The following is a 20,684-nucleotide window of genomic DNA, read 5'->3' as shown; positions in this document are numbered from 1 at the left end:
AATCAATTAAGCAATTTAGATGCCAATATTTTTTATTATTAAATTTCAATATATTGAGTTTATCTTATAGTTTTATTATTTAGACCATTTAGTCCAACCATAGTCTAATTTGAAACACACACGCACAAGCTTCGTGCATTTTTCGCGCACTAATCTTTCAGTGATACCTATTTCAGCACAAGGATTTGCTACAATTGGCTGAAAATAGAATCAGGTTAGACCCGATGCACAATGAACCACTTATTTCTGTAAAAAAAAGTAGAAATGCACAACAAAAACAACAACTGATTTTGCAGGCAGCGTTGGATGTTTTCTCGACTTATGGTCTACAAGGTGCAAGCATGGAACAGATTGCCGATGTGGCAGGCATTTCCAAATCAAATCTGTTTTATTATTTTGCAGGGAAAGATGATTTATATGTCGCGGTACTGTCACAAGTACTGACCGCATGGTTAATGCCGCTGAATCAACTGGAAAAACAGCAAGACCCTGCGCAGGCACTGGGCAGTTATATTGAAGCCAAATTTCAGCTTGCGAAAGATTCTCCACAAGCTTCACGTTTATATGCGCTGGAAATGATGCAAGGTGCGCCACATATCAGCACTATTTTAAAAAATTCACTGAAAAAACTGGTACAGCAAAAAACTGCGGTAATTAATGACTGGATTGAACAAGGTCGTTTAAAGCCTGTATCAGCACTGCACTTAATTATTCATATTTGGGCAGTGACACAGCACTATTCGGATTTTGCAGTACAAACTCAAGCCATTTCAGGCAAAAGCCTTAAAAATAAAAACTTCTATCAGGAAGCGTTGGTAACTTCGAAGCAACTCTTAATCGAGAGTCTGATTCCTGCGGTTGCTGAAAGTTAAGATGACAGGCATCACCTGCCATCTTAGGGAAACTTAAACGATCTGGCAGGCATCTTCAAAACTTAAACGTGGCAAACGCCCATAAAGCTTCTCAGGATTGCCATAACCAATATTGATCAGTAGATTGCTTTTCCATGTAGTGCCTGACAAAAAGCTTTCATCCACTAAAGTTGGGTTAAAACCCGACATTGGGCCTGTATCCAAACCCAAACTACGACATGCCAAAATCAGATAGGCTGCCTGCATGGAGCTGTTACGAAATGCAGTTTCATGTGCCAGTTCGGGGCTAGAGGTAAACCATGATTTGGCATTGCCATGTGGAAATAGCTCAGGTAATTTTTCATAAAACTCGCTGTCATACGCCACCAAAACTGTCACAGGTGCAGTCATGGTTTTTTCTACATTGCCTGAAGATAACGCAGGTTTAAGTTTGGCTTTGGCTTCTGCACTTTGAATAAACACAAACCGCGCAGGTGAACAGTTGGCTGACGTTGGCGCCATTTTCAACAAATCATAAAGCTCCTGTAGCAGCTCAGGTGCAATGGTTTTGTCTTGCCATGCATTATGCGTCCGCGCTTCACTAAACAATTTTTCTAAAGCATCATGTTCTAGTTTCAAATTGAGGTTATTCATACAGGTTTTCCTTATTCAGAACATAAATATTGCAATACACACGAATTAAACCAATCTGGTTGGGTCACACTACTGGCATGCCCGCCTGTTGGGTACAACTCAAAATCAGCATGCGGAATTAAACGGGAAAGTGCCAAACCACGTTGCCAAGGCACCAAAAAATCATCCTGATTGGCAATGACCAAAACAGGATGAGATAGCTCACGTGCAGTCTGTTCGGGCTGATATTGACGTAATGCCGCTAACCGCTTTTCTACATTTTCTAAAGGTGCAAAATGGGCAATCGCCTGTTGCTCTTGCCGAGCAAGTTGCTGGTCGTGTTTTGAAATCCATGCAGGTGGATATAAAAATAACGCTTGCGCCTGTACATAGACAGCTATGCCTGCTTGCCGTAACAAGGTCAAACGTGTAGCAAAACAACGGTTGGTATGAGCATTGAGTCGATCCCATGCATTGACCAACACCAGTTTTTCTACAAGTTGTGGTGCCTGACGTGCTAGCTCCAAACCAATAAAACCACCCAAAGCATGCCCAACAAAATGACACTGGGCGATTTGCTGCTCTTCTAAAATCTGCCGCAACTCATCTGCCATCATGGGTAAGTTATACCCGTCTGGTAAGATTTCACTCTCAGGTAGAACCCCAGCCTGATCATACGTCAGCACATGGAACTGTTGCTGCAAATGCGTAATTTGTGCTTGCCAGTACTGTGCATGCCCACCCAAACCCGAACTCAAAACCACCGTTTTGGCTTGAGAGCGTACTGACCGATAAAAAGAAACTGCCATTTTTAAACCAAATAGTCCAAATTTATTTTTTTATTAGCAATAAAAATGCCAGTTTTAGAATGGTGAATTATTGTATTGCCTTATAAATCTTTTATTTATATTAAAAAATACCATGCTTAGCAGAAAATTTTAAATCCAATCAAGACAGTTTTTTTAAATTTTATACCAAAAAATAAAATTTATAACTTATTCAACCTCAAGCATAATTTCAATTTTAAAGTATAAATAGCTCACTTTAGTGTTTGATTGATCAAATCATGCCATACAGACCATACGCATGAATTTGTAAATAAATATGACAATCATCATAAATTTATTTACTTGTTTTTGATTACAATTTCATGAAAACCACTGTTGCTCAACACAATCTCCATTTTCCACATAACTTTCACCAACTTGTTTTTTTATTTTTTTAAATTATATTTCGAACTATCTTAGGTTGCGTTACGAAGGCTTTATGAGTTTTTTGCAGAAATTTTTTGGTGCACAAGACAGCACAAATGACCGCAAAAATCATGCGGCATGGGTTGAAAATGATTGTGCTTGTAAATCCAATGAACAGCTCCTTCAAACTTTAGCTTTAACTCAGGATGAGGATGTAATAACAGGAATCAAGCGCATACTACTCTCACGTGGTTTTAGCCGCAAAGAATTAAATCAGCTGACTTGTCCAATTCAATAGTCCTGACTTGTAAAATAACCACCTTAAACGCGGTGGTTATTTTATTTTGAGACATATAAGTGTACAAACTCCCCAAGCGCAGCCGATTTCGTTACAATACCGCTTTGTTCTAAACATTTAGGTTATTTGCGTGAAGTGGTTACAAATACATATTACTGTTGATCAAGCACAAGTTGATTTTACTGAAACATTGTTACTTTCTTTGGGCGCAGTCAGTGTCACTCTAGATGATGCTGAAGATCAGGCATTGCTTGAGCCACTTCCAGGCGAAACTCCACTTTGGAACAAAGTAATTGTAACAGGCATCTACCAACAAGATGACAACGAACAAATCGATGTTGATAGCCTGATCAAATTTGTTCAGGAACAACTTCCTGAAGCGCCTGTACGTTTTGACGAACTTGAAGATCAAGCATGGGAACGTGCATGGATGGACTATTATGAGCCAATCCAGATCGCTGAAAAATTCTGGATTGTTCCTGAATGGTTAGAAGCACCCGATGCCGATGCAACCAACATTAAACTTGATCCAGGTCTAGCATTTGGTACAGGTAATCACGCAAGTACTTTCTTATGTTTACAATGGCTCGGTAGCATCGATCTCAAAGACAAAATTGTGGTTGATTATGGCTGTGGTTCTGGCATTTTAGGTGTTGCAGCACTTCTATTGGGTGCGAAAAAAGTTTATGCAACGGATATTGATCCGCAAGCTGTACTTGCAACCAAACAAAATGCTGAACTCAATGGTGTACTTGACCATTTGTTTGTTGGTTTACCAGAAGAATTTAACGCTGAGTTCAAGAGCCAGCAGACAGATGTTTTGGTCGCCAATATTTTAGCTGCCCCTCTTATGGCACTTGCACCAGAATTTGCTAAATTACTTAAAGCTGATGGTGAATTTGCTCTAGCAGGCGTCATTGAAGAGCAAGTCGAAGATGTTTCTGGAGTTTATCAAGAATTCTTTGATATTTTGAACATCGAAAAACGCGAAGAAAACTGGTGCCGTATTTCAGGTAAACGCCAAAGCTAATCCGTTTTAGGCAATCACTATGTGTGACATACAAACCCAATGCCCAAACTGCAAGACACAATATCTGATTTCCCCAACTCAGCTGTCGATTGCACAGGGCATGGTTTGTTGTGCCAAATGTGACCACAATTTTAACGCGTATGAATTACTAAGCCATTCGCCTCATGTTATACAGTTAGACAGCCAATTTCAGAATATTACGTTACTCACCCATCATCAAATTCATGAGCGTGGTGGTGCAGAGACAGTTTTGGCTATTTTTGACCGTAAACTTGATTCATCAAATAACGATTTGCTCAATTACCTAAATAGTCACCAGTTTAGTGAAGAGCATCAGTTTGATTTTAAAAAGCCTGATTCTTTTTTTAATTTTTCAAAAAACACCTCAACTCGATTTTTTAACTTAAGTATTCACGTATTTTTATTTGTTCTGAATATTATCGTGTTTGGGTTTGTCGTGAGTCAGATTACTAATAACAATAACGACCTGAAACAGCAGTTCCCTTTACTGGCGATTTTTTCAACTCACACATGCAGCATGGTCAAATGCAGCACTAAAACCGTCAATGCGTTACAAGTTGAAACAACCCATATTGACGAAGACTACCCGGGATTAACCACGATTACGGGAAAACTGGTGAATAATAGTGATCACCCACAAAGTTTACCGAGCATACAAATCGTTACCGCGAAAAAAGTCTTCAGCTTTATGCCTACGCATTACCTACCACTTCAGCAACAACATAAACAACACGTAGAGGCAAAACAAACTCAATATTTTCGTATCGATATTCCGTCACACGACGCTCATCAGCCATTTAAGTTACAACTCAAAACATCTTCAGACTAGATCACACAAAAAAAATACCCAAACACCAACCATCAATTAAATCTATAGCTTTGTACAAGTTTTCACTGTTTCTGATATTTTTTATTCAGTGAAGGAATTTGTGTTTTCCAGTAATCTATAAAAGCAATTTTATAAATATTTTCAATTAAAAAAAACGATAAAAAATAGCAATTTTTTGCATTAATTTTACTCACTTTTTACATGACAGTGGTATGATACGCGCCACGAAAGCTTGACCACACAAACATCTCGTAGAAACTCCCATAATGAAATAAATTGCCAGATGTGCATTATCCCCATATTGCGCATGTAGCAGTTTTTTTATTTTAAAATTTGGGCTGTAACATTTCTTTAACAAAAGTTACGCTTATTTTTTAACCGATACAGACAATGTATGGCAAGCTAGTTACTTATTTTTAATATTCTCTTCACAAGCTGAATTGGGTATTTTTTAACCTTTTATAAACTCAACCACTTTTACCCTAGTGGTTATAGATTATTCGGATTAAAACGCATGAATAGCAAATCTCCTATTTTTACTGCACAATCTGATGTAGCGCTTCGCATCCATGTGGATCGCGCAGTTCGTCATTATTTTGCACAATTGCAAGGTGAGCAGCCTGCTCAGGTATATGACATGGTGCTAGCAGAAATGGAGAAACCTCTTTTATCTGTGGTTCTAGAATACACTCGTGGCAACCAGACTCGTGCCGCTGAGATTCTAGGACTTAACCGTGGCACTTTACGTAAAAAGTTAAAAGCTCACGGTTTAATGAGTGAATAAATGATAAAATGCTCACGTCGTCGTGGGCATTTTTTTTGCCTAAATGTTTAATCTGAAGACTTGAAAATCATGACTATTAAGCGCGCTTTAATCTCAGTTTCTGATAAGACTGGTATTGTTGAATTTGCTCAAGAACTTGCAAATTTGGGTATTGAACTTCTTTCTACTGGCGGTACATATAAGTTGCTTAAAGACAACAATATTGCTGTCGTTGAAGTATCTGAACATACTGGCTTCCCTGAAATGATGGATGGTCGTGTCAAAACCCTACATCCAAAAATTCATGGTGGTATCCTTGCTCGCCGCGGCTTAGACGAAGCGGTTATGCAAGAACACAACATCGACCCGATTGATCTTGTGATTGTGAACCTTTATCCATTTGCAGCAACTGTTGCAAAACCAAACTGTTCACTTGCAGATGCGATTGAAAACATAGACATCGGTGGCCCTACCATGGTTCGTGCTGCGGCAAAAAACCATGCTTCTGTCGGCATCATCGTGAATGCTTCTGACTATGCAACTGTTGTAGCTGAAATCAAGGCCAATGGTGCATTGTCTTACGAAACTCGTTTCGACTTGGCTGTTAAAGCATTTGAACATACTGCTCAATATGATGGTATGATCGCATCTTACCTTGGCGCTCGCGTAGGTAAAGAAGAAGGTCAAGCAGACAAATTTGCGCGTACATTCAACACGCAACTGGTGAAAGCACAAGACCTTCGTTACGGTGAAAACCCGCATCAGTCAGCTGCATTCTATGTTGACCCTGCTGCAAAAGAAGCATCAGTTTCTACATCTAAGCAGTTACAAGGTAAAGAATTATCTTATAACAACATTGCAGATACCGATGCCGCACTTGAATGTGTGAAATCTTTTGCTAAACCTGCATGTGTAATTGTAAAACATGCCAACCCTTGTGGCGTTGCGGTATCTTTAGACGGTATCAAAGTAGCTTATGACTTGGCGTATGCAACTGACCCTGAATCTGCATTTGGTGGCATTATCGCATTTAACCGCGAGTTAGATGTTGAAACAGCTAAAGCAATTGTTGAACGTCAGTTCGTTGAGGTGATCATCGCACCAAGTATTGCTGAAGGCGTACTTGAAGTGACTGGCGCGAAGAAAAATGTTCGCGTATTGGTTTGTGGTGAACTTCCTGCAATCGATGCACGCACTCCTCAACTTGACTACAAACGCGTCAATGGCGGCTTGCTAGTTCAAGACCAAGACTTAGGCATGATCAAAGCTTCTGACTTGAAAGTTGTGACTAAAGTTGCTCCAACTGAACAAGAAATTGATGACTTGATTTTTGCTTGGAAAGTTGCGAAATATGTGAAGTCAAACGCGATTGTTTATGCAAAAGGTCGTCAAACTATCGGTGTTGGCGCTGGTCAAATGAGCCGTGTAAACTCAGCTCGTATTGCTGCAATTAAAGCAGAACATGCGGGTCTAGTAGTTGAAGGTGCAGTTATGGCATCTGACGCATTCTTCCCGTTCCGTGACGGTATCGATAATGCTGCAAAAGCTGGCATTAAATGTATCATCCAACCGGGTGGTTCTATGCGCGATGAAGAAGTGATTGCAGCAGCAGATGAACACGGCATTGCGATGGTGTTCACAGGTATGCGTCATTTCCGTCACTAATTGAACAACAATTAAGACATTATAGATCATTGCACAAAGTCCTCTCTATTTGATAGCTGAGGGCTTTGTGCCATTTCGATTCATGGAGTATGAACCGATGAATATTCTCGTTTTGGGTAGCGGTGGTCGTGAACATGCCTTGGCATGGAAAATCGCGCAAGATGCAAAAGTCAGCAAAGTCTTTGTAGCACCAGGTAACGCAGGTACTGCAACGGAAGAAAAATGTGAAAATGTACAACTGGATATTCTCGACAATCCAGCGATCATTGAATTCGCAAAAAATAATGATGTCGCTCTAGTTGTTGTCGGTCCAGAAGCACCACTTGTGAATGGTGTGGTAGACGCTGGTCGTGCTGTAGGTCTTAAAATTTGGGGTCCAACTCAATACGCTGCGCAACTTGAAGGCTCAAAAGCTTTTGCCAAGCATTTCTTGAAACGCCATAACATTCCAACTGCTTTTTATGATGTATTCACAGAAGTGGATGCAGCGAAAGCCTTTGTTGAACAGCATGGCGCACCAATTGTCATTAAAGCTGATGGTCTTGCTGCGGGTAAAGGCGTGATCGTTGCCATGAGCAAAGACGAAGCGTTTGCTGCAATTGATGACATGTTGGCAGGCAACAAGTTCGGTGATGCTGGCTCACGCGTGGTGATTGAACAGTTCCTTGCAGGCGAAGAAGCATCATTCATCTGTATGATCGATGGTCAAAACATTTTGCCAATGGCAACTTCACAAGATCACAAACGTATCTTTGAAGGCGATCGAGGTCCAAACACAGGCGGTATGGGTGCGTATTCTCCTGCTCCTGTCGTAACTGCTGACGTATTTGAACGTGTTATGACTGAAATCATGCGTCCAACTGTTGACGGTATGGCAGCAGATGGTCATGTCTATACAGGTTTCTTGTATGCAGGTTTAATGATTGACGAACAAGGCCAACCACGTGTGATCGAGTTCAACTGCCGTTTCGGTGATCCAGAAACTCAACCGATCATGATGCGTTTACAGTCATCATTGGTTGACTTGGTTGAAGCAGGCCTTGAAGGCAACTTACCTGCAGAAGCACAGTGGGACGAGCGTAAATCGATTGGTATCGTACTTGCAGCAGAAGGTTATCCTGAAAGCGTGCGCAAAGGCGATGTGATTTCTGGTCTAGGTCAATCTCCTGAAGGCACAAAAGTCTTTCATGCAGGCACAGCAACCAATGCCAAAGGTCAAGTCATCACTTCAGGTGGTCGCGTACTCTGCGTGACAGCATTGGGTGACAGCGTTCTTGAAGCACAAGTCAACGCATTGGAAGTCTGTGGTCAGATTACCTTTGATGGCATGCAATACCGCAGTGACATCGGTTACCGTGCGATTGCCCGCGAACAAGCGTAAACTCCGATTTTTAAAATAAAAACGCTCTTTCGAGGGCGTTTTTATTTTGCAGTCTTAACCACAAATTTTCATATGATTTGTGTTTTTTATTGTTTTGACTTCAAAAGACAAAACTTTATACTGCCAGCCTTCTGGCTCAGATATACTTTTGTGAAAATATTTCGATGAAAATCAATCGTGCAGCATACAGATTCTATATGCTCCCCTATTGTGCATTTTATTTTCTTGGTATCATGAGCACAATTCTCACACTGATGTAACTGATCTATGACTTGTCTGTCTGCTACACATCAGCCTTGACAAGCATCAACATCATTTTCAACACACTCATCGATAATCGATTTCAGCATATTTGCTGCTATATAGTAGTGCGTAGAAATTATGATCGGTCAGTGAATGTATTTGTCATGTTCTGAAGTTTCATCCAAACACTGAACATTATTGACTTAGGGACACACACCTCATGAAAAAATTATTGAGCGTTGTTTTAGGTACAAGCGTACTCCTTGCTACTGGTTGCAGTAAAAATGCACCTGAACAAAGCAACAACACTAAAGCTGCCGATGCAGGTCAACCGCAAAAAATCGTATTGGCATCGACAGGTTCAGATGCTGATATCTGGCGCTATATTGCAACATTGCCTGAAACCAAAAAAGCGGGGATTGACCTCAAAGTCCAAAACTTCACTGACTATGTCGCCATGAACACTGCGATTGCCAACAAAGAAGTCGATGCCAACGCATTCCAATCGTATGCTTACCTAGTCGCTTACAATGCAAGCAATGACAAGAAAATTGCGCCTGTTTCGACAACTTACCTTGAGCCAATGGGAATCTACTCGACCAAGTACAAAAAAGTTGATCAGTTCCCGCAAGGTGCAAGCATTGCTATTCCTAACGATGCAGCCAATGAAGCACGTGCATTATTGTTGTTACAAAGCGCAGGCTTAATCAAACTAAAAACTACTTTTGATCCAGCCAAAGGCACGCCAAACGACATTACTGACAATGCCAAGAAAATTGACATTAAACCAATTCAAATGGCAACTGCAGTACGTGCGAAAAATGACGTTGATGCCATTGTTCTAGGAAACACGTTGGCAATGGAAGGCGGTTTGAATGTATTGAAAGATTCAATTTATTATGAGCCAGTCGACCAATCAACCAAGCTCAATGTCAACATTGTTGCAACTGCTGACTCACGTAAAAATGACCCTGCACTGAAAAAACTTGGCGAGCTTTACCACACTGAAGCCGTGAAGAAATATGTTCAAGAACATTTTGCTGGCACAAAAGTAGATGTAAATAAACCAATCAGCTACCTGACTGAAAGCAAATAGTCATATAATGTTGTCAACGAACAGGCAAAGCTTCTTTGCCTGTTTTTTCTTTTTCGCATAGTTTTTGACCACATGATTCAATTTAAAAACATTTCAAAACACTATCAGCTCAAAGGGCAAACACTGCGCGCGCTCGATCAGATCAATCTCGAGATTCCCGAAGGCAGTATCTTTGGCATTATTGGCTATAGTGGCGCAGGTAAAAGTACGTTAATTCGTTTGATCAACTTGTTGGAACGCCCAACTGAAGGTCAGGTTATTATTCATGACAAAGATTTTACTGCTTTAGATGCGCGTGCATTACGTCAGGAACGTGCCAATATTGGCATGATTTTCCAGCACTTCAATTTGCTTGAAACCAAGACGGTAGCAGAAAATATTGAAATGCCAATGAAATTACTCGGCATCAGTAAAGAAAAACGTCAGGCTCGTTTAGATGAACTGCTGTCCTTTATTGATCTGGGTCATAAAAAAAATGCCTACCCTGACGAACTGTCTGGTGGTCAAAAACAGCGTGTCGGGATTGCACGTGCGCTTGCAAATCATCCTAAAATTTTGCTGTGCGATGAAGCAACCTCTGCACTTGACCCACAGACGACGCAATCTGTTTTGGCTTTATTGAAAAAAATCAATAAAGAACAAAATATTACGATTGTCATGGTCACCCACGAAATGGATGTGATCGAAAGTGTCTGTGATTATGTTGCAGTCATGGAGTCAGGGAAAGTTATCGAAACAGGCAGAACGGTTGATATTTTCAGTAAGCCACAGCAACCGACCACCAAAAACTTTATTCAGACTGTGCTACAGCAACAATTGCCACGCAATATTCTCAAGCAGCTTGAGCATCAGCATGAACATAGCATTTATTGCTTGCAGTTTTTAGGTCAGTCGGCACAGCAACCTGTGATTCAGGCCATGATCAAACAGTTTGATATTAGCCTGAATATTTTATTTGCTAACATGACTGAAATTGACGGTACCGTGATTGGTCAGATGTTTGTACAGATTTTGGGGGACGCCGCTATTGTTGCTCAAGCAACAGACTACCTCAAACAACAAGGGGTTGAAGTTCGTCAGCAAGGAGAACAATCATGAGAGACTGGATTGTACAATGGTTGACTGAAGTCACTCAGCCATTCTGGCACAGTTCTTTAAGCATTGATCAGTTTGTCACTGCCTTGCAAGAAACCTTTCAAATGGTGTTCTTCTCCCTGATTTTTGGTGGAATCTGGGGGCTGATTCAGGCGATTGTGCTATTGGTTACGCGCCCAGCAGGCATTTTACCAAACCCTGTGATTTATCATGTACTCAACCCGATTGTGAATGCCTTGCGTTCACTGCCATTTATTATTTTACTCATTGCGGTGATTCCATTTACCCAGTGGCTAGTGGGAACATCAATTGGCACATGGGCAGCGATTGTGCCGCTGACCATCTATGTGGGCCCCTACATGGGACGCCTGATCGAAACTTCATTACTTGAAGTCAATGAAGGGATTATCGAATCGGCACAATCAATGGGTGCAACACCTTGGCAAATCATTTTCAAGTTTATTTTGCCTGAAGCGCGTAGCTCCCTGATTTTAAACATGACCACTGCCACCATTAGCCTGATCGGTGCAACTGCGATGGCAGGTGCTGTCGGCGCAGGTGGGATTGGTGATTTGGCAATTTCTTATGGTTATCAGCGCTTTGACAGTAGCGTGGTAATTTTAACCGTGATTGTGCTATTGATTTTGGTTCAGATTGTGCAAACACTCGGTACTTGGCTTGCCAAATTACGTTAAATCAATGCTATAAATAAAAAATGCCATCTAATGATGGCATTTTTTATGCGTTACGATTAGAAGCGGTAAATCACGCCGACTTTGGCGGAAGGCAACCATTTGTATTTATCTTGATTGGCGATTTGATTTTCTTGTGCTTTCAAATCACTCTGGAACTGTGCGTTGGTTCCTCCTGAGTTAACCGTTGCATTCGAGGTCAACGTCACCGCTGGATTATCGGTATAATATGCCCCTACTTCACCAAAGACACCCCAGTGCTCGCTCAGCATTGGACGCGCACCAATTCCGACATATGGGGCAATCTCGTTTTTGTATTTCATCTGACCTGTAATATTGCCTGTAATGTTATATTTGTTGTCATTAACGATGACATTGCCATTGTTGGACTTTGAGGTCAGCTTATAATCATTGTCCAGATATGCTGCCCCTGCTGCAACATATACCGATTTGGCAAAGTGATTACTGCTTGCCCCCCAAGGATGCATTTCTGCATTTAAGTAGACGTTATTGTTGTTGTCCTGATTCAGGTCATATTTAGTTCCATGACTCTTAATGTTATTACGCCAGTTAATATCACCACCGTTATAGCCTAAACTTACACCTACATAGGGATTGACATCCCATGTAAATGCCCCGCCATAACCAGTTGTCCCTGCTTCAGCACGAAATGAACTTGGCAAATAAGTTTTATAGGTATTGCCTGGTTCAGTAATGACTGGTTCATCTGCCATGACTACACCTGTAATTGAAACCAGTGCCGAGGCAACCAGAATTTTCTGAATGTTCTTCATGATGCTTCTCCTGACCAATCGTGAATTTCCACGGGTTGTGTTGCTATTATGGCTGGACATATTAAGTTGAAAATGGGTGATTTTTATGCAAAATTTGCTGAGTTTATGTTATTTTTTAATACGTTTTTTCAAATTATCCGAATAAAACATTTAAAAAAACCATTTTAAATCAAAATAATGAAATCTTATTGATATACATAAAATAACCAAATCACACATATCAGATTTTCTTAAGCTAAACCATCATGTCGCTTTTTCTGAAATCTTGAGCGTTTTGCTATTTTTTCAATCGCATGCGCCCGTTTTTAGTGTAAAATCGTTGTAATTTTTTGAGCATAATTTTGGGATAAGCATATGTCTGAGCTTGCTACGATTATTGAACAAGCCTTTGAAAACCGTGCTAACTTTACTGCAGCAGACTGTCCTGCTGAAGTTCGCGCTGCTGTTGAGCAAGCGATTCAAGGTTTAGACAACGGTAGCCTTCGTGTTGCAGAAAAAATTGAAGGTGAGTGGGTTGTTCACCAATGGTTGAAAAAAGCGGTGCTTTTATCATTCAAATTGAATGACAACAAACCAATAGAATCTTGCGACCTTCGTTTTTACGACAAAGTTGACACTAAATTCAAAGGTTGGACTGAAGAACAATTTAAACAAGCTGGCGTACGTGTAGTACCACCAGCAGTTGCACGTCGTGGTAGCTTCCAGGCGAAAAATGTCGTGCTTATGCCTTCTTATGTAAACATCGGTGCATACGTTGACGAAGGTACAATGGTTGATACATGGGCGACTGTAGGTTCATGTGCACAAATTGGTAAAAACGTACACTTGTCTGGCGGCGTAGGGATTGGTGGTGTTCTTGAGCCACTTCAAGCAAACCCAACCATCATTGAAGACAACTGTTTCATCGGTGCACGTTCTGAAATCGTTGAAGGCGTGATCGTTGAAGAAGGTTCTGTGATTTCTATGGGCGTGTTTATTGGTCAATCAACCAAGATTTATGACCGCGCAACTGGCGAAATCCACTACGGCCGTGTACCAGCAGGTTCTGTTGTTGTTGCAGGTAGCCTTCCGTCTAAATGCGGTACTTACAGCCTGTATGCTGCAATTATCGTGAAAAAAGTTGATGCGCAAACACGTGCAAAAACTAGCTTGAACGATTTGCTTCGCGACGAGTAATCTCTAAACTGTTGCGGAACTTAAACTGTTCCACGGAGCTTTAGTCGCTCCTCGTCTCTACGGTTGTAAAATCGTAGAGATTTTTGTTTTTTTAAATACTGTGGTTATTTTGCTATGAATCCGCTTCGCTCCTCTCAGATTCCTGTTACAGATCCTGCTGCAGGCTTACGTATTACCGAGATTTTCTATTCACTGCAAGGTGAAGCGAATACCGCAGGATTGCCCACGGTTTTTATCCGTTTGACAGGCTGTCCACTGCGTTGTACTTATTGTGATACGACCTATTCATTTGAAGGTGGCGAACGTTGGTCGCTGGACAAAATTATTGAAACAGCCCAAGCCTATCAAACTCCATACATCTGTGTGACTGGTGGTGAACCACTGGCACAGCCCAACTGTATCGCCTTACTGGATCGCTTGTGCGAACTCGGTTTTGAAGTATCTTTAGAAACCAGTGGTGCATTAGATGTCAGTAAAGTCGATCCACGCGTATCCAAAGTCCTTGATTTAAAAACCCCAACTTCGGGTGAGGCACACCGCAATTTGCTCAGCAACCTAGACCTGCTCACTGCCAAAGATCAAATCAAGTTTGTCATTTGTAACCGTGAAGATTATGAATGGTCAAAGCAACAGGTTGCAGAGTATCAACTCCAGCAAAAAGTCAGTACCGTTTGGTTCTCCCCTGCTTTTGCTGTCGAAAAAGGCAATGCCAAATTGCCACGCTTTGCCCGTGATCTGGCACAGTGGATTTTAGATGATCATTTACCTGTACGTTTTCAGTTACAACTGCATAAACTGTTGTGGCAAGATGAAACAGGTCGTTAATTAAATTTTTTGGAGAATGAATATGCGCCCTCGCGCCATAGTTTTATTATCTGGTGGTTTAGACTCAACTACTTGTTTAGCTTGGGCGCAAGCACGATATGAATGTATTGCCCTGAGCTTTCAGTATGGCCAACGCTCAAGCACTGAACTTGATGCAGCCAAAGCACTGGCACAGCGTTCAGGTGTAGAACATCGAGTTATCAACATTGACTTGGGTAATCTCGGTGGTTCGGCACTCACTGACCATAGCATTGCTGTTCCAGAACAGGCTCAGGAAGGTATTCCTGTCACTTATGTTCCAGCACGTAACACGATTTTCCTGTCTTATGCTCTGGCTGCTGCTGAAGTTTTTGGCGCTGAAGCCATTGTGATTGGGGTAAATGCTGTAGATTACTCAGGTTATCCTGACTGCCGCCCTGAATTTATTGAAGCGTTTGCACAACTTGCAAGCCTCGCGACCAAAGCGGGAGTTGAAGGAAAACCACTTAAAATTGAAACACCTCTGTTACATTTATCTAAAGGGAATATAATACGTTTAGGTCTTGAACATGGTGTAGACTACAGTCAAACAGTGTCTTGCTATCAAGCTGACGACCAGGGGCGTGCTTGTGGTAAATGCGATAGCTGCCGCTTACGTAAAGAAGGTTTTGCTCAGGCAGGCGTTGAAGACCCAACACGTTACGTACCTCAATAAAAGGCAGGTTATATGAAATTCTTAAATTCAAAACTGATTGTTTCTACTCTTTTTTCTGCATTGGCATTTACAGCAACAATGTCTCATGCAGCACAAGATCCGTCAAAAAGCACCAATGTTCGTGCAACGCTAATTAGCAACTGTAAAGAAAGTGCAGGTAAAGGCGGCAAACTGACTGCAGCGGAAACCAATAAGTTTTGTACATGTCAAGTCGATGCTGAAGGTCGCTTGACCAAAGCTCAAGAATGGCAAATTATTAGCACAGTCAACCAGAAGAAAAGCCCAAGCTCACTTCCTTTTATTCAACAACAAAACAAAGCTGTTCAGTCTTGTTTTGGCCCACAGTTGACTACAAAGTTAAAATCTTTGTCTGAAGAAGCCATGAAAAATGCGCAACAAGCAGAACAAAAGAAATAAGACATCACAGTTAAGTGATTCAATTAACTAGCCACATGATGTGGCTAGTTTTTTTATGGGTCACCTATTTTCAACGAAGATAGAACATAAATCATGCAAATGCTATGGAATGCCAACGCCCAGAACAAAAAATTTGTCGCTTCTTATAGTGGAGGTAAAGACAGCAGCCTTGCTCTCTTTAAAGCCACGCAAATGGGTGAAGCGATAGGTTTAATTGTGATGCTAGAAGAGCAAGGGCTCAAGTCACGTTCACATGGTATGTCACTCGAGATTATCCATGCGCAAGCCGATGCTATTGGGTTGCCTATTTTTACTGCTTCTGCAACATGGCAAAGTTATGAAGCGCAGTTTATTGAACTACTCACCCAGCAAAAAAAATTGGGGGCAGAAGTTTTGGTCACTGGGGATATCGATTTACTCGGTCATGCAGAATGGAACCAATCTGTCTGTGATAAAAGTCAGTTTAAATTGTGCATGCCTCTATGGCAAAAAAACCGCCTTGAAATTATCCATGAATTTATAGACTTAGGTTTTCAAAGCATTATTGTGACAGTAAACCTAGATTTAGGCATGAAAGTTGAAGATCTTGGGCGGGTTTTGACTACCCAGTATGTAGAAGAACTTTGTGCGCGTGGCATTGATCCCTGCGGTGAAGCGGGTGAATTTCATACCACGGTGATTGATGGCCCAATCTTTAAAAAAACACTTTCAATTCGCAAAGGTGATATTCTGTATCACAACAATTATGCGTTTTTGCCCCTTACATTAGAACATCATGAAATTTAAGGACAGATGATGACAGACAGCATTCAACTTCCAAATCAAGCCTTTCCTGCCACAACAGGTGAAATCAACTTAGCTGAAGTTGCATCAGAATGGCTCATTGTTTATTTTTATCCGAAGGATTCAACTCCAGGCTGCACCACTCAAGCCGTTGGTTTTTCTTGTCTTCAAGACCAGTTTACTGAACAAGGTGCAACGATTTTTGGGGTTTCACGTGATTCGGTAAAATCTCACCAGAACTTCACCGAAAAGCAGGCTCTCAAAATCAATCTGATTAGCGATAAAGAAGAAGTTTTATGCCAACACTTCGATGTCATTAAAGAAAAAAATATGTATGGCAAAAAGGTCATGGGCATTGAACGCTCAACCTTTATTTTCCATAACGGCAAACTGGTCAAAGAGTACCGTAAGGTGAAAGCTGCGGGTCATGCCGAGCAAGTACTTGCCGATCTTAAAGCACTCAAAGCGGCCTAAAAAAATAGCTAGCAGTAATGCTAGCTATTTTCTAAAAACTACTACTGTCCTGTAGTTCGAAACGCTGTTTTAGTTCACTATAAACAGAGGTGTTTTGAAATTGCTGTAAAAAATCAATCGTACCTTGCGGAAAATACTGAGTTTGAATTTCACCACGATAATAAGCTTCACGCATTGGTGTTGCCGAAATCGAGTTTTTTAGACTTTCAAGCTCAACCAGAGTCCAGTCTGGAAACAGTTGCAAATAGTACGATGAGTCATCTTTAAAATGACCAATCAGTCCAATTTTAGCCTGATCAGGTGTATTGGCTGCCACCAGATCTTTAACCAATTTCACCCATTTCTGATCATCATAGACATCAACAACATGAACAAAAACAATACGCTGTTGATCTTCCTGAGAAAAATTCGACAAGATCATCTGTTCACGTTCTTGAGCAAGAAACGGGTTTTTGATACTACGCTCGGCCTGAGCCGAACCTAAAGCAATAATCACCTTCTGACTTTGTTGCAGTGCAATCTGAATAGTCTGCATATGCGCCAGATGAAATGGTTGAAAACGCCCAATGAAAACAAGATAATCAAAACGATACATCATAGGATATCAATAATTAAACCAAAGGATGGTGAGGTGCAATGATAAAGAATCAGCGGAAGCATAACAATTTACCTTGTAAAAATCACCAAATACTCTAAATAAAGGATATGAATAATGACACTCACTTGTTTAACACAGCCCCATCAGCATTTACAGGCAAGCCTTGAACATGGCGTACTTACTCTCGCCATTGACCGTGCGATTGCAAAAAATGCGATTTATAGTGGGTTGTACTTATGGATTGCCCAGGCTTTAGACCAAGCCAATGTCAGTGATGAAGTCCGTGTGGTTGTATTACGCGGTGCAGGCGATGACTTTACCGCAGGCAATGACATGCAGGATTTTTTAGATTCCCTACAAAACCCGACCAACACCAGTGCAGCAGAACAACCACCTTTTATCTTGCTCAAATCTGCAGCCAAACTCTCTAAACCACTGATTGTTGCAGTCAAAGGTGTGGCGATTGGCATTGGTGTCACACTCCTGTTACATGCAGATTTGGTCTATGCCGATGAATCTGCTGTGTTTCAGCTACCATTTGTCAGTCTTGGATTATCACCAGAAGGTGGTGCAAGCAAACTTCTGCAACAACAAATTGGCTATCATCATGCCGCAGAACTATTGCTGACCGCACAAAAATTCAATGCGCATACTGCTGAAAAATTTGGCTTAATCAATCAGGTCTTTTCCAATGAACATCTGCGTGCACCATTTCATTTAATGGCCTTGATGGAACATCATGATGTTTATGATTTTGCTAGTGAAACAGCGAAAAATATGGCAAAACTTCCAATTGCATCACTTAAGCAAACCAAAGCTCTCATGAAACAGAACCTGCCTGAAATTTTGGAATGGATTGATGAAGAAGCTGAAATTTTTATGCAACGGGTCAAATCACCTGAACTGCATGAAGCGGTCAATGCTTTCTTGGACAAGCGCGAAGCTGATTTCTCAAAATTCAACTAAATAGCCTCTTTAGGCGGCTCTTTTCTGAGCTGCCTATTTACGAAATACACAATCCCACATGCAACTGCGCTTAGAATGGCAGATAATATTTTCCTGATTTTTTGTTGTGATATTTAAAATATGGACACTACGAAAACCACAGCCAAAGTTCGTTACCATGAGGCTGTCCCTGATGATATTGATGTCAATCAGTTTAAAAAAGTCATCGAAAGCCGCCGTTCAGTGCGAAAATTTACCGATACGCCGATTCCTGCTGAAATTTTAGATGAATGTTTAGACCTTGCATTACTTGCACCAAATTCCTCAAATTTACAGCCGTGGATGTTTTATGTGGTGCAATCGGCTGAGAAAAAAACGCAACTGGTGAAAGCATGTATGGGGCAACTGGCTGCTCGAACTGCGGCTGAACTGATTGTATGTGTGGCACGTACAGATCGTATTGATGAAATGGCGAAGAAAAATCTGAGTCAGTTTCCAATGCCTAAAGCACCAAAAGCAGTGCAGCAATATTATCGCTTTATTGCTTACAATTACAAAACAGGGCTATTCAACAGTATTGGCAATGCCAAAAAACTGGCTTTTAGCGTTGTTCGGCAATTTACCCCACTGCCTGTCACTGCATTTAGTCCCGCAGACCGTAAACTTTGGGCTGTTAAAAGCACTGCCCTTGCTTGTGAAAATTTAGTTTTAGCACTACGCGCTTATGGTTTTGACAGTTGTATGATGGAAGGTTTCGATGAACCTCGCGTGCGTAAAATTTTACAGCTTGGTGATGAAGAATATCCTGTGATGGTCATCGGCGCTGGGCAACGTGCCGAAGATGGTGTGTTCTTTCCACAATACCGTTTTGAGCGCGAGTTATTTGTTCAGAAGGTTTAAAGATTATTCTAAAGAGAATCTTTTCAACATGATTTTAACTTTAGAATTAACCTTCGGTTCGACCTACTTTTCTTTCGGGAAAAGTAGGCAAAACCATTGTCATCTGCAAAACTCAACAAAAATCATCTGGATACCTATAGATCGCAGAAACATTTTTTTCATAAGTCATCCAACCTCGAACAGTTGCAGATGACGTTTCCGCGTATCCAGCATTAGTTTTTCAAATTCATTAGAATTCAATATCCACCATTTGAATAAACTCAAAAGCAGGTTCTTCATAAGGATGGCTGGCTTGTAGAGCTTGGGCAACCTGCTTGGCCTGTGCTTCAGGAACAATGGTTTCTACACGCCACTCTTCAAGTTGTTCGAGCTGATCAAGCTGCCCTAAAAATGGGTCTGCGCCTTTTACAGGTTTAAACTGCCCGATACCTTTAACCTGCCATGCACACTGTTCATAATTGCCGATGCCACCTGCACCCACAGCAAAAATGGCTTGTTTGGTCGATTCAAGATGGCTTTCGGGAACGTAATAGATGAGTTTGAGCATAGGGCTAACCTTTAGGTTTGCTATGAATTTGGTAATGACATAATTTTTTTATAGATCACATAAAGTTTTTTATAAACATCAACTGCATTATAAATATCTTCTTTGACTTTAATAAATTCATCCTCATGTTTTCTTTGTGCTTCAACCATAGCATCTGTTAAATGTAATGATAAAGCCTGAGGTGTCCAAAAGCTTCCTAAATTAATCTCAGCAAGATTAAATGGAACTGCAACAGGAGTTTCATGAATAATGCTTAATTCATTATATTGCCTAGCCATTACTTTTTTTAAAGTAATATCAATATCATCTTTCAATACAACTACCGAATCAAATTTTTCTATTTGATTAAATAAGATTATAAACTTCTCTGCATGAACATCCACCAACGAATTTGTCCCGAAAGTACCTGTAGAGCTAAATATTTGTGGCAACATTAGTCTAAAAATTTCTGTACGTGCTTGTTTTAAACTTTCAATGGTTTGATGTGCTTCATCTTTTAATTCTCTAAGTTTGACTACATTCCCTGCAATCGAAAACTCTTGAATTTCCGAAGAAAAATAAATAATTAAACTTAATACTATGCCACCCAAAACTAAAGCAACAAACTCAGCTCCTGCAAGCTTTCCAATAAACAGTAACCATACTGCCCCACCTATACAAAATAAACTCAGAGAAATACCGAGAAAAATTGAAAAACCTGATTTCCTTGAAGACATGTTTTTATTTTCCAATTTACGCATT

Annotated in this window: 24 protein-coding genes; 18 read left to right on the top strand and 6 right to left on the bottom strand. The window is 40.8% G+C overall.

What is annotated here, in order from left to right:
• The first annotated feature begins 224 nt into the window (after nt 1-224).
• Nucleotides 225-872 carry a TetR family transcriptional regulator C-terminal domain-containing protein gene (locus ACX1N5_RS04455; RefSeq protein ID WP_004751493.1) on the top strand — a complete coding sequence of 216 codons (648 nt, stop codon included), beginning with the start codon at nt 225-227 and terminating at the stop codon, nt 870-872.
• Between the two features lie 33 nt (nt 873-905).
• Here the strand turns inward: ACX1N5_RS04455 and ACX1N5_RS04450 are convergent, their stop codons facing one another.
• Together ACX1N5_RS04450 and rutD are read right to left on the bottom strand one after the other, a co-directional pair.
• Nucleotides 906-1,505: a malonic semialdehyde reductase gene (locus ACX1N5_RS04450; protein WP_458800500.1), complete on the bottom strand. Its 600-nt coding sequence runs from the start codon at nt 1,503-1,505 to the stop codon at nt 906-908.
• 11 nt (nt 1,506-1,516) lie between these two features.
• Entirely contained in the window at nt 1,517-2,293 is a 777-nt protein-coding gene (gene rutD, locus ACX1N5_RS04445) for a pyrimidine utilization protein D (RefSeq protein ID WP_458800502.1), read from the bottom strand.
• A 457-nt stretch (nt 2,294-2,750) separates the two neighbouring features.
• On the opposite strand from rutD, the gene ACX1N5_RS04440 reads away from it, so the two are divergent.
• The 9 genes from ACX1N5_RS04440 to ACX1N5_RS04400 all read left to right on the top strand — a co-directional run bounded on the left by ACX1N5_RS04440 (nt 2,751) and on the right by ACX1N5_RS04400 (nt 11,793).
• Entirely contained in the window at nt 2,751-2,975 is a 225-nt protein-coding gene (locus tag ACX1N5_RS04440; RefSeq protein WP_034425816.1) for a hypothetical protein, read from the top strand.
• A 130-nt stretch (nt 2,976-3,105) separates the two neighbouring features.
• Nucleotides 3,106-4,005, top strand: a complete 900-nt coding sequence (prmA, locus tag ACX1N5_RS04435) for a 50S ribosomal protein L11 methyltransferase (protein WP_458800504.1) — start codon at nt 3,106-3,108, stop codon at nt 4,003-4,005.
• Nucleotides 4,006-4,024: 19 nt separating this feature from the next.
• Nucleotides 4,025-4,855, top strand: coding sequence for an MJ0042-type zinc finger domain-containing protein (locus ACX1N5_RS04430; protein ID WP_458800506.1), 831 nt, complete (start codon nt 4,025-4,027; stop codon nt 4,853-4,855).
• A 514-nt stretch (nt 4,856-5,369) separates the two neighbouring features.
• Nucleotides 5,370-5,639 carry a DNA-binding transcriptional regulator Fis gene (gene fis / locus ACX1N5_RS04425; protein ID WP_004751481.1) on the top strand — a complete coding sequence of 90 codons (270 nt, stop codon included), beginning with the start codon at nt 5,370-5,372 and terminating at the stop codon, nt 5,637-5,639.
• A 69-nt stretch (nt 5,640-5,708) separates the two neighbouring features.
• Entirely contained in the window at nt 5,709-7,283 is a 1,575-nt protein-coding gene (purH, locus tag ACX1N5_RS04420) for a bifunctional phosphoribosylaminoimidazolecarboxamide formyltransferase/IMP cyclohydrolase (protein ID WP_458800508.1), read from the top strand.
• Between the two features lie 97 nt (nt 7,284-7,380).
• Entirely contained in the window at nt 7,381-8,664 is a 1,284-nt protein-coding gene (gene purD, locus ACX1N5_RS04415) for a phosphoribosylamine--glycine ligase (protein ID WP_458800510.1), read from the top strand.
• A 463-nt stretch (nt 8,665-9,127) separates the two neighbouring features.
• Nucleotides 9,128-10,003, top strand: a complete 876-nt coding sequence (locus ACX1N5_RS04410) for a MetQ/NlpA family ABC transporter substrate-binding protein (RefSeq protein ID WP_458800512.1) — start codon at nt 9,128-9,130, stop codon at nt 10,001-10,003.
• A gap of 72 nt (nt 10,004-10,075) precedes the next feature.
• On the top strand, nt 10,076-11,101 hold the full coding sequence (locus tag ACX1N5_RS04405; protein WP_131379992.1) for a methionine ABC transporter ATP-binding protein: 1,026 nt from the start codon (nt 10,076-10,078) through the stop codon (nt 11,099-11,101).
• Nucleotides 11,098-11,793 carry a methionine ABC transporter permease gene (locus ACX1N5_RS04400; protein ID WP_004751470.1) on the top strand — a complete coding sequence of 232 codons (696 nt, stop codon included), beginning with the start codon at nt 11,098-11,100 and terminating at the stop codon, nt 11,791-11,793. The genes ACX1N5_RS04405 and ACX1N5_RS04400 overlap by 4 nt, the downstream gene beginning before the upstream one ends.
• Before the next feature lie 56 nt (nt 11,794-11,849).
• On the opposite strand, the gene carO is transcribed toward ACX1N5_RS04400, so the two are convergent.
• Nucleotides 11,850-12,584 (bottom strand): ornithine uptake porin CarO, encoded by a 735-nt coding sequence (gene carO, locus ACX1N5_RS04395; RefSeq protein WP_458800514.1) that lies wholly within the window; start codon nt 12,582-12,584, stop codon nt 11,850-11,852.
• A 354-nt stretch (nt 12,585-12,938) separates the two neighbouring features.
• Between carO and dapD the strand changes: the two genes are divergently transcribed.
• The 6 genes from dapD to ACX1N5_RS04365 all read left to right on the top strand — a co-directional run bounded on the left by dapD (nt 12,939) and on the right by ACX1N5_RS04365 (nt 16,953).
• On the top strand, nt 12,939-13,760 hold the full coding sequence (gene dapD, locus ACX1N5_RS04390) for a 2,3,4,5-tetrahydropyridine-2,6-dicarboxylate N-succinyltransferase (RefSeq protein ID WP_004751466.1): 822 nt from the start codon (nt 12,939-12,941) through the stop codon (nt 13,758-13,760).
• A 114-nt stretch (nt 13,761-13,874) separates the two neighbouring features.
• Complete coding sequence (gene queE / locus ACX1N5_RS04385) at nt 13,875-14,585, top strand: 7-carboxy-7-deazaguanine synthase QueE (RefSeq protein ID WP_458800516.1); 711 nt, start codon at nt 13,875-13,877, stop codon at nt 14,583-14,585.
• 22 nt (nt 14,586-14,607) lie between these two features.
• Nucleotides 14,608-15,279 carry a 7-cyano-7-deazaguanine synthase QueC gene (queC, locus tag ACX1N5_RS04380; protein ID WP_004751462.1) on the top strand — a complete coding sequence of 224 codons (672 nt, stop codon included), beginning with the start codon at nt 14,608-14,610 and terminating at the stop codon, nt 15,277-15,279.
• A gap of 12 nt (nt 15,280-15,291) precedes the next feature.
• Nucleotides 15,292-15,696, top strand: a complete 405-nt coding sequence (locus tag ACX1N5_RS04375) for a hypothetical protein (RefSeq protein ID WP_004751458.1) — start codon at nt 15,292-15,294, stop codon at nt 15,694-15,696.
• Between the two features lie 93 nt (nt 15,697-15,789).
• On the top strand, nt 15,790-16,482 hold the full coding sequence (locus ACX1N5_RS04370) for a Dph6-related ATP pyrophosphatase (protein ID WP_458800518.1): 693 nt from the start codon (nt 15,790-15,792) through the stop codon (nt 16,480-16,482).
• 9 nt (nt 16,483-16,491) lie between these two features.
• Nucleotides 16,492-16,953, top strand: coding sequence for a peroxiredoxin (locus tag ACX1N5_RS04365; RefSeq protein ID WP_458800520.1), 462 nt, complete (start codon nt 16,492-16,494; stop codon nt 16,951-16,953).
• Between the two features lie 31 nt (nt 16,954-16,984).
• Here ACX1N5_RS04365 and ACX1N5_RS04360 read toward each other — a convergent pair whose 3' ends face one another.
• Nucleotides 16,985-17,548 carry a nicotinate-nicotinamide nucleotide adenylyltransferase gene (locus ACX1N5_RS04360; protein ID WP_458800677.1) on the bottom strand — a complete coding sequence of 188 codons (564 nt, stop codon included), beginning with the start codon at nt 17,546-17,548 and terminating at the stop codon, nt 16,985-16,987.
• Between the two features lie 117 nt (nt 17,549-17,665).
• On the opposite strand from ACX1N5_RS04360, the gene ACX1N5_RS04355 reads away from it, so the two are divergent.
• Together ACX1N5_RS04355 and ACX1N5_RS04350 are read left to right on the top strand one after the other, a co-directional pair.
• Nucleotides 17,666-18,517: an enoyl-CoA hydratase-related protein gene (locus ACX1N5_RS04355; protein ID WP_458800522.1), complete on the top strand. Its 852-nt coding sequence runs from the start codon at nt 17,666-17,668 to the stop codon at nt 18,515-18,517.
• A 120-nt stretch (nt 18,518-18,637) separates the two neighbouring features.
• Complete coding sequence (locus ACX1N5_RS04350) at nt 18,638-19,396, top strand: nitroreductase family protein (protein WP_004751447.1); 759 nt, start codon at nt 18,638-18,640, stop codon at nt 19,394-19,396.
• A gap of 229 nt (nt 19,397-19,625) precedes the next feature.
• On the opposite strand, the gene ACX1N5_RS04345 is transcribed toward ACX1N5_RS04350, so the two are convergent.
• Together ACX1N5_RS04345 and ACX1N5_RS04340 are read right to left on the bottom strand one after the other, a co-directional pair.
• The gene (locus tag ACX1N5_RS04345) at nt 19,626-19,943 is read right to left on the bottom strand and encodes an NGG1p interacting factor NIF3 (protein WP_458800524.1); all 318 of its coding nucleotides are present in this window, start codon (nt 19,941-19,943) and stop codon (nt 19,626-19,628) included.
• Between the two features lie 20 nt (nt 19,944-19,963).
• Nucleotides 19,964-20,659: a hypothetical protein gene (locus ACX1N5_RS04340; RefSeq protein ID WP_458803635.1), complete on the bottom strand. Its 696-nt coding sequence runs from the start codon at nt 20,657-20,659 to the stop codon at nt 19,964-19,966.
• Between the last annotated feature and the right edge of the window lie 25 nt (nt 20,660-20,684).

This window comes from Acinetobacter sp. ANC 4636, assembly GCF_054454555.1.
Note: the sequence above shows the minus strand (reverse complement) of the source record. Positions and strands in the feature narration are given on the sequence as shown.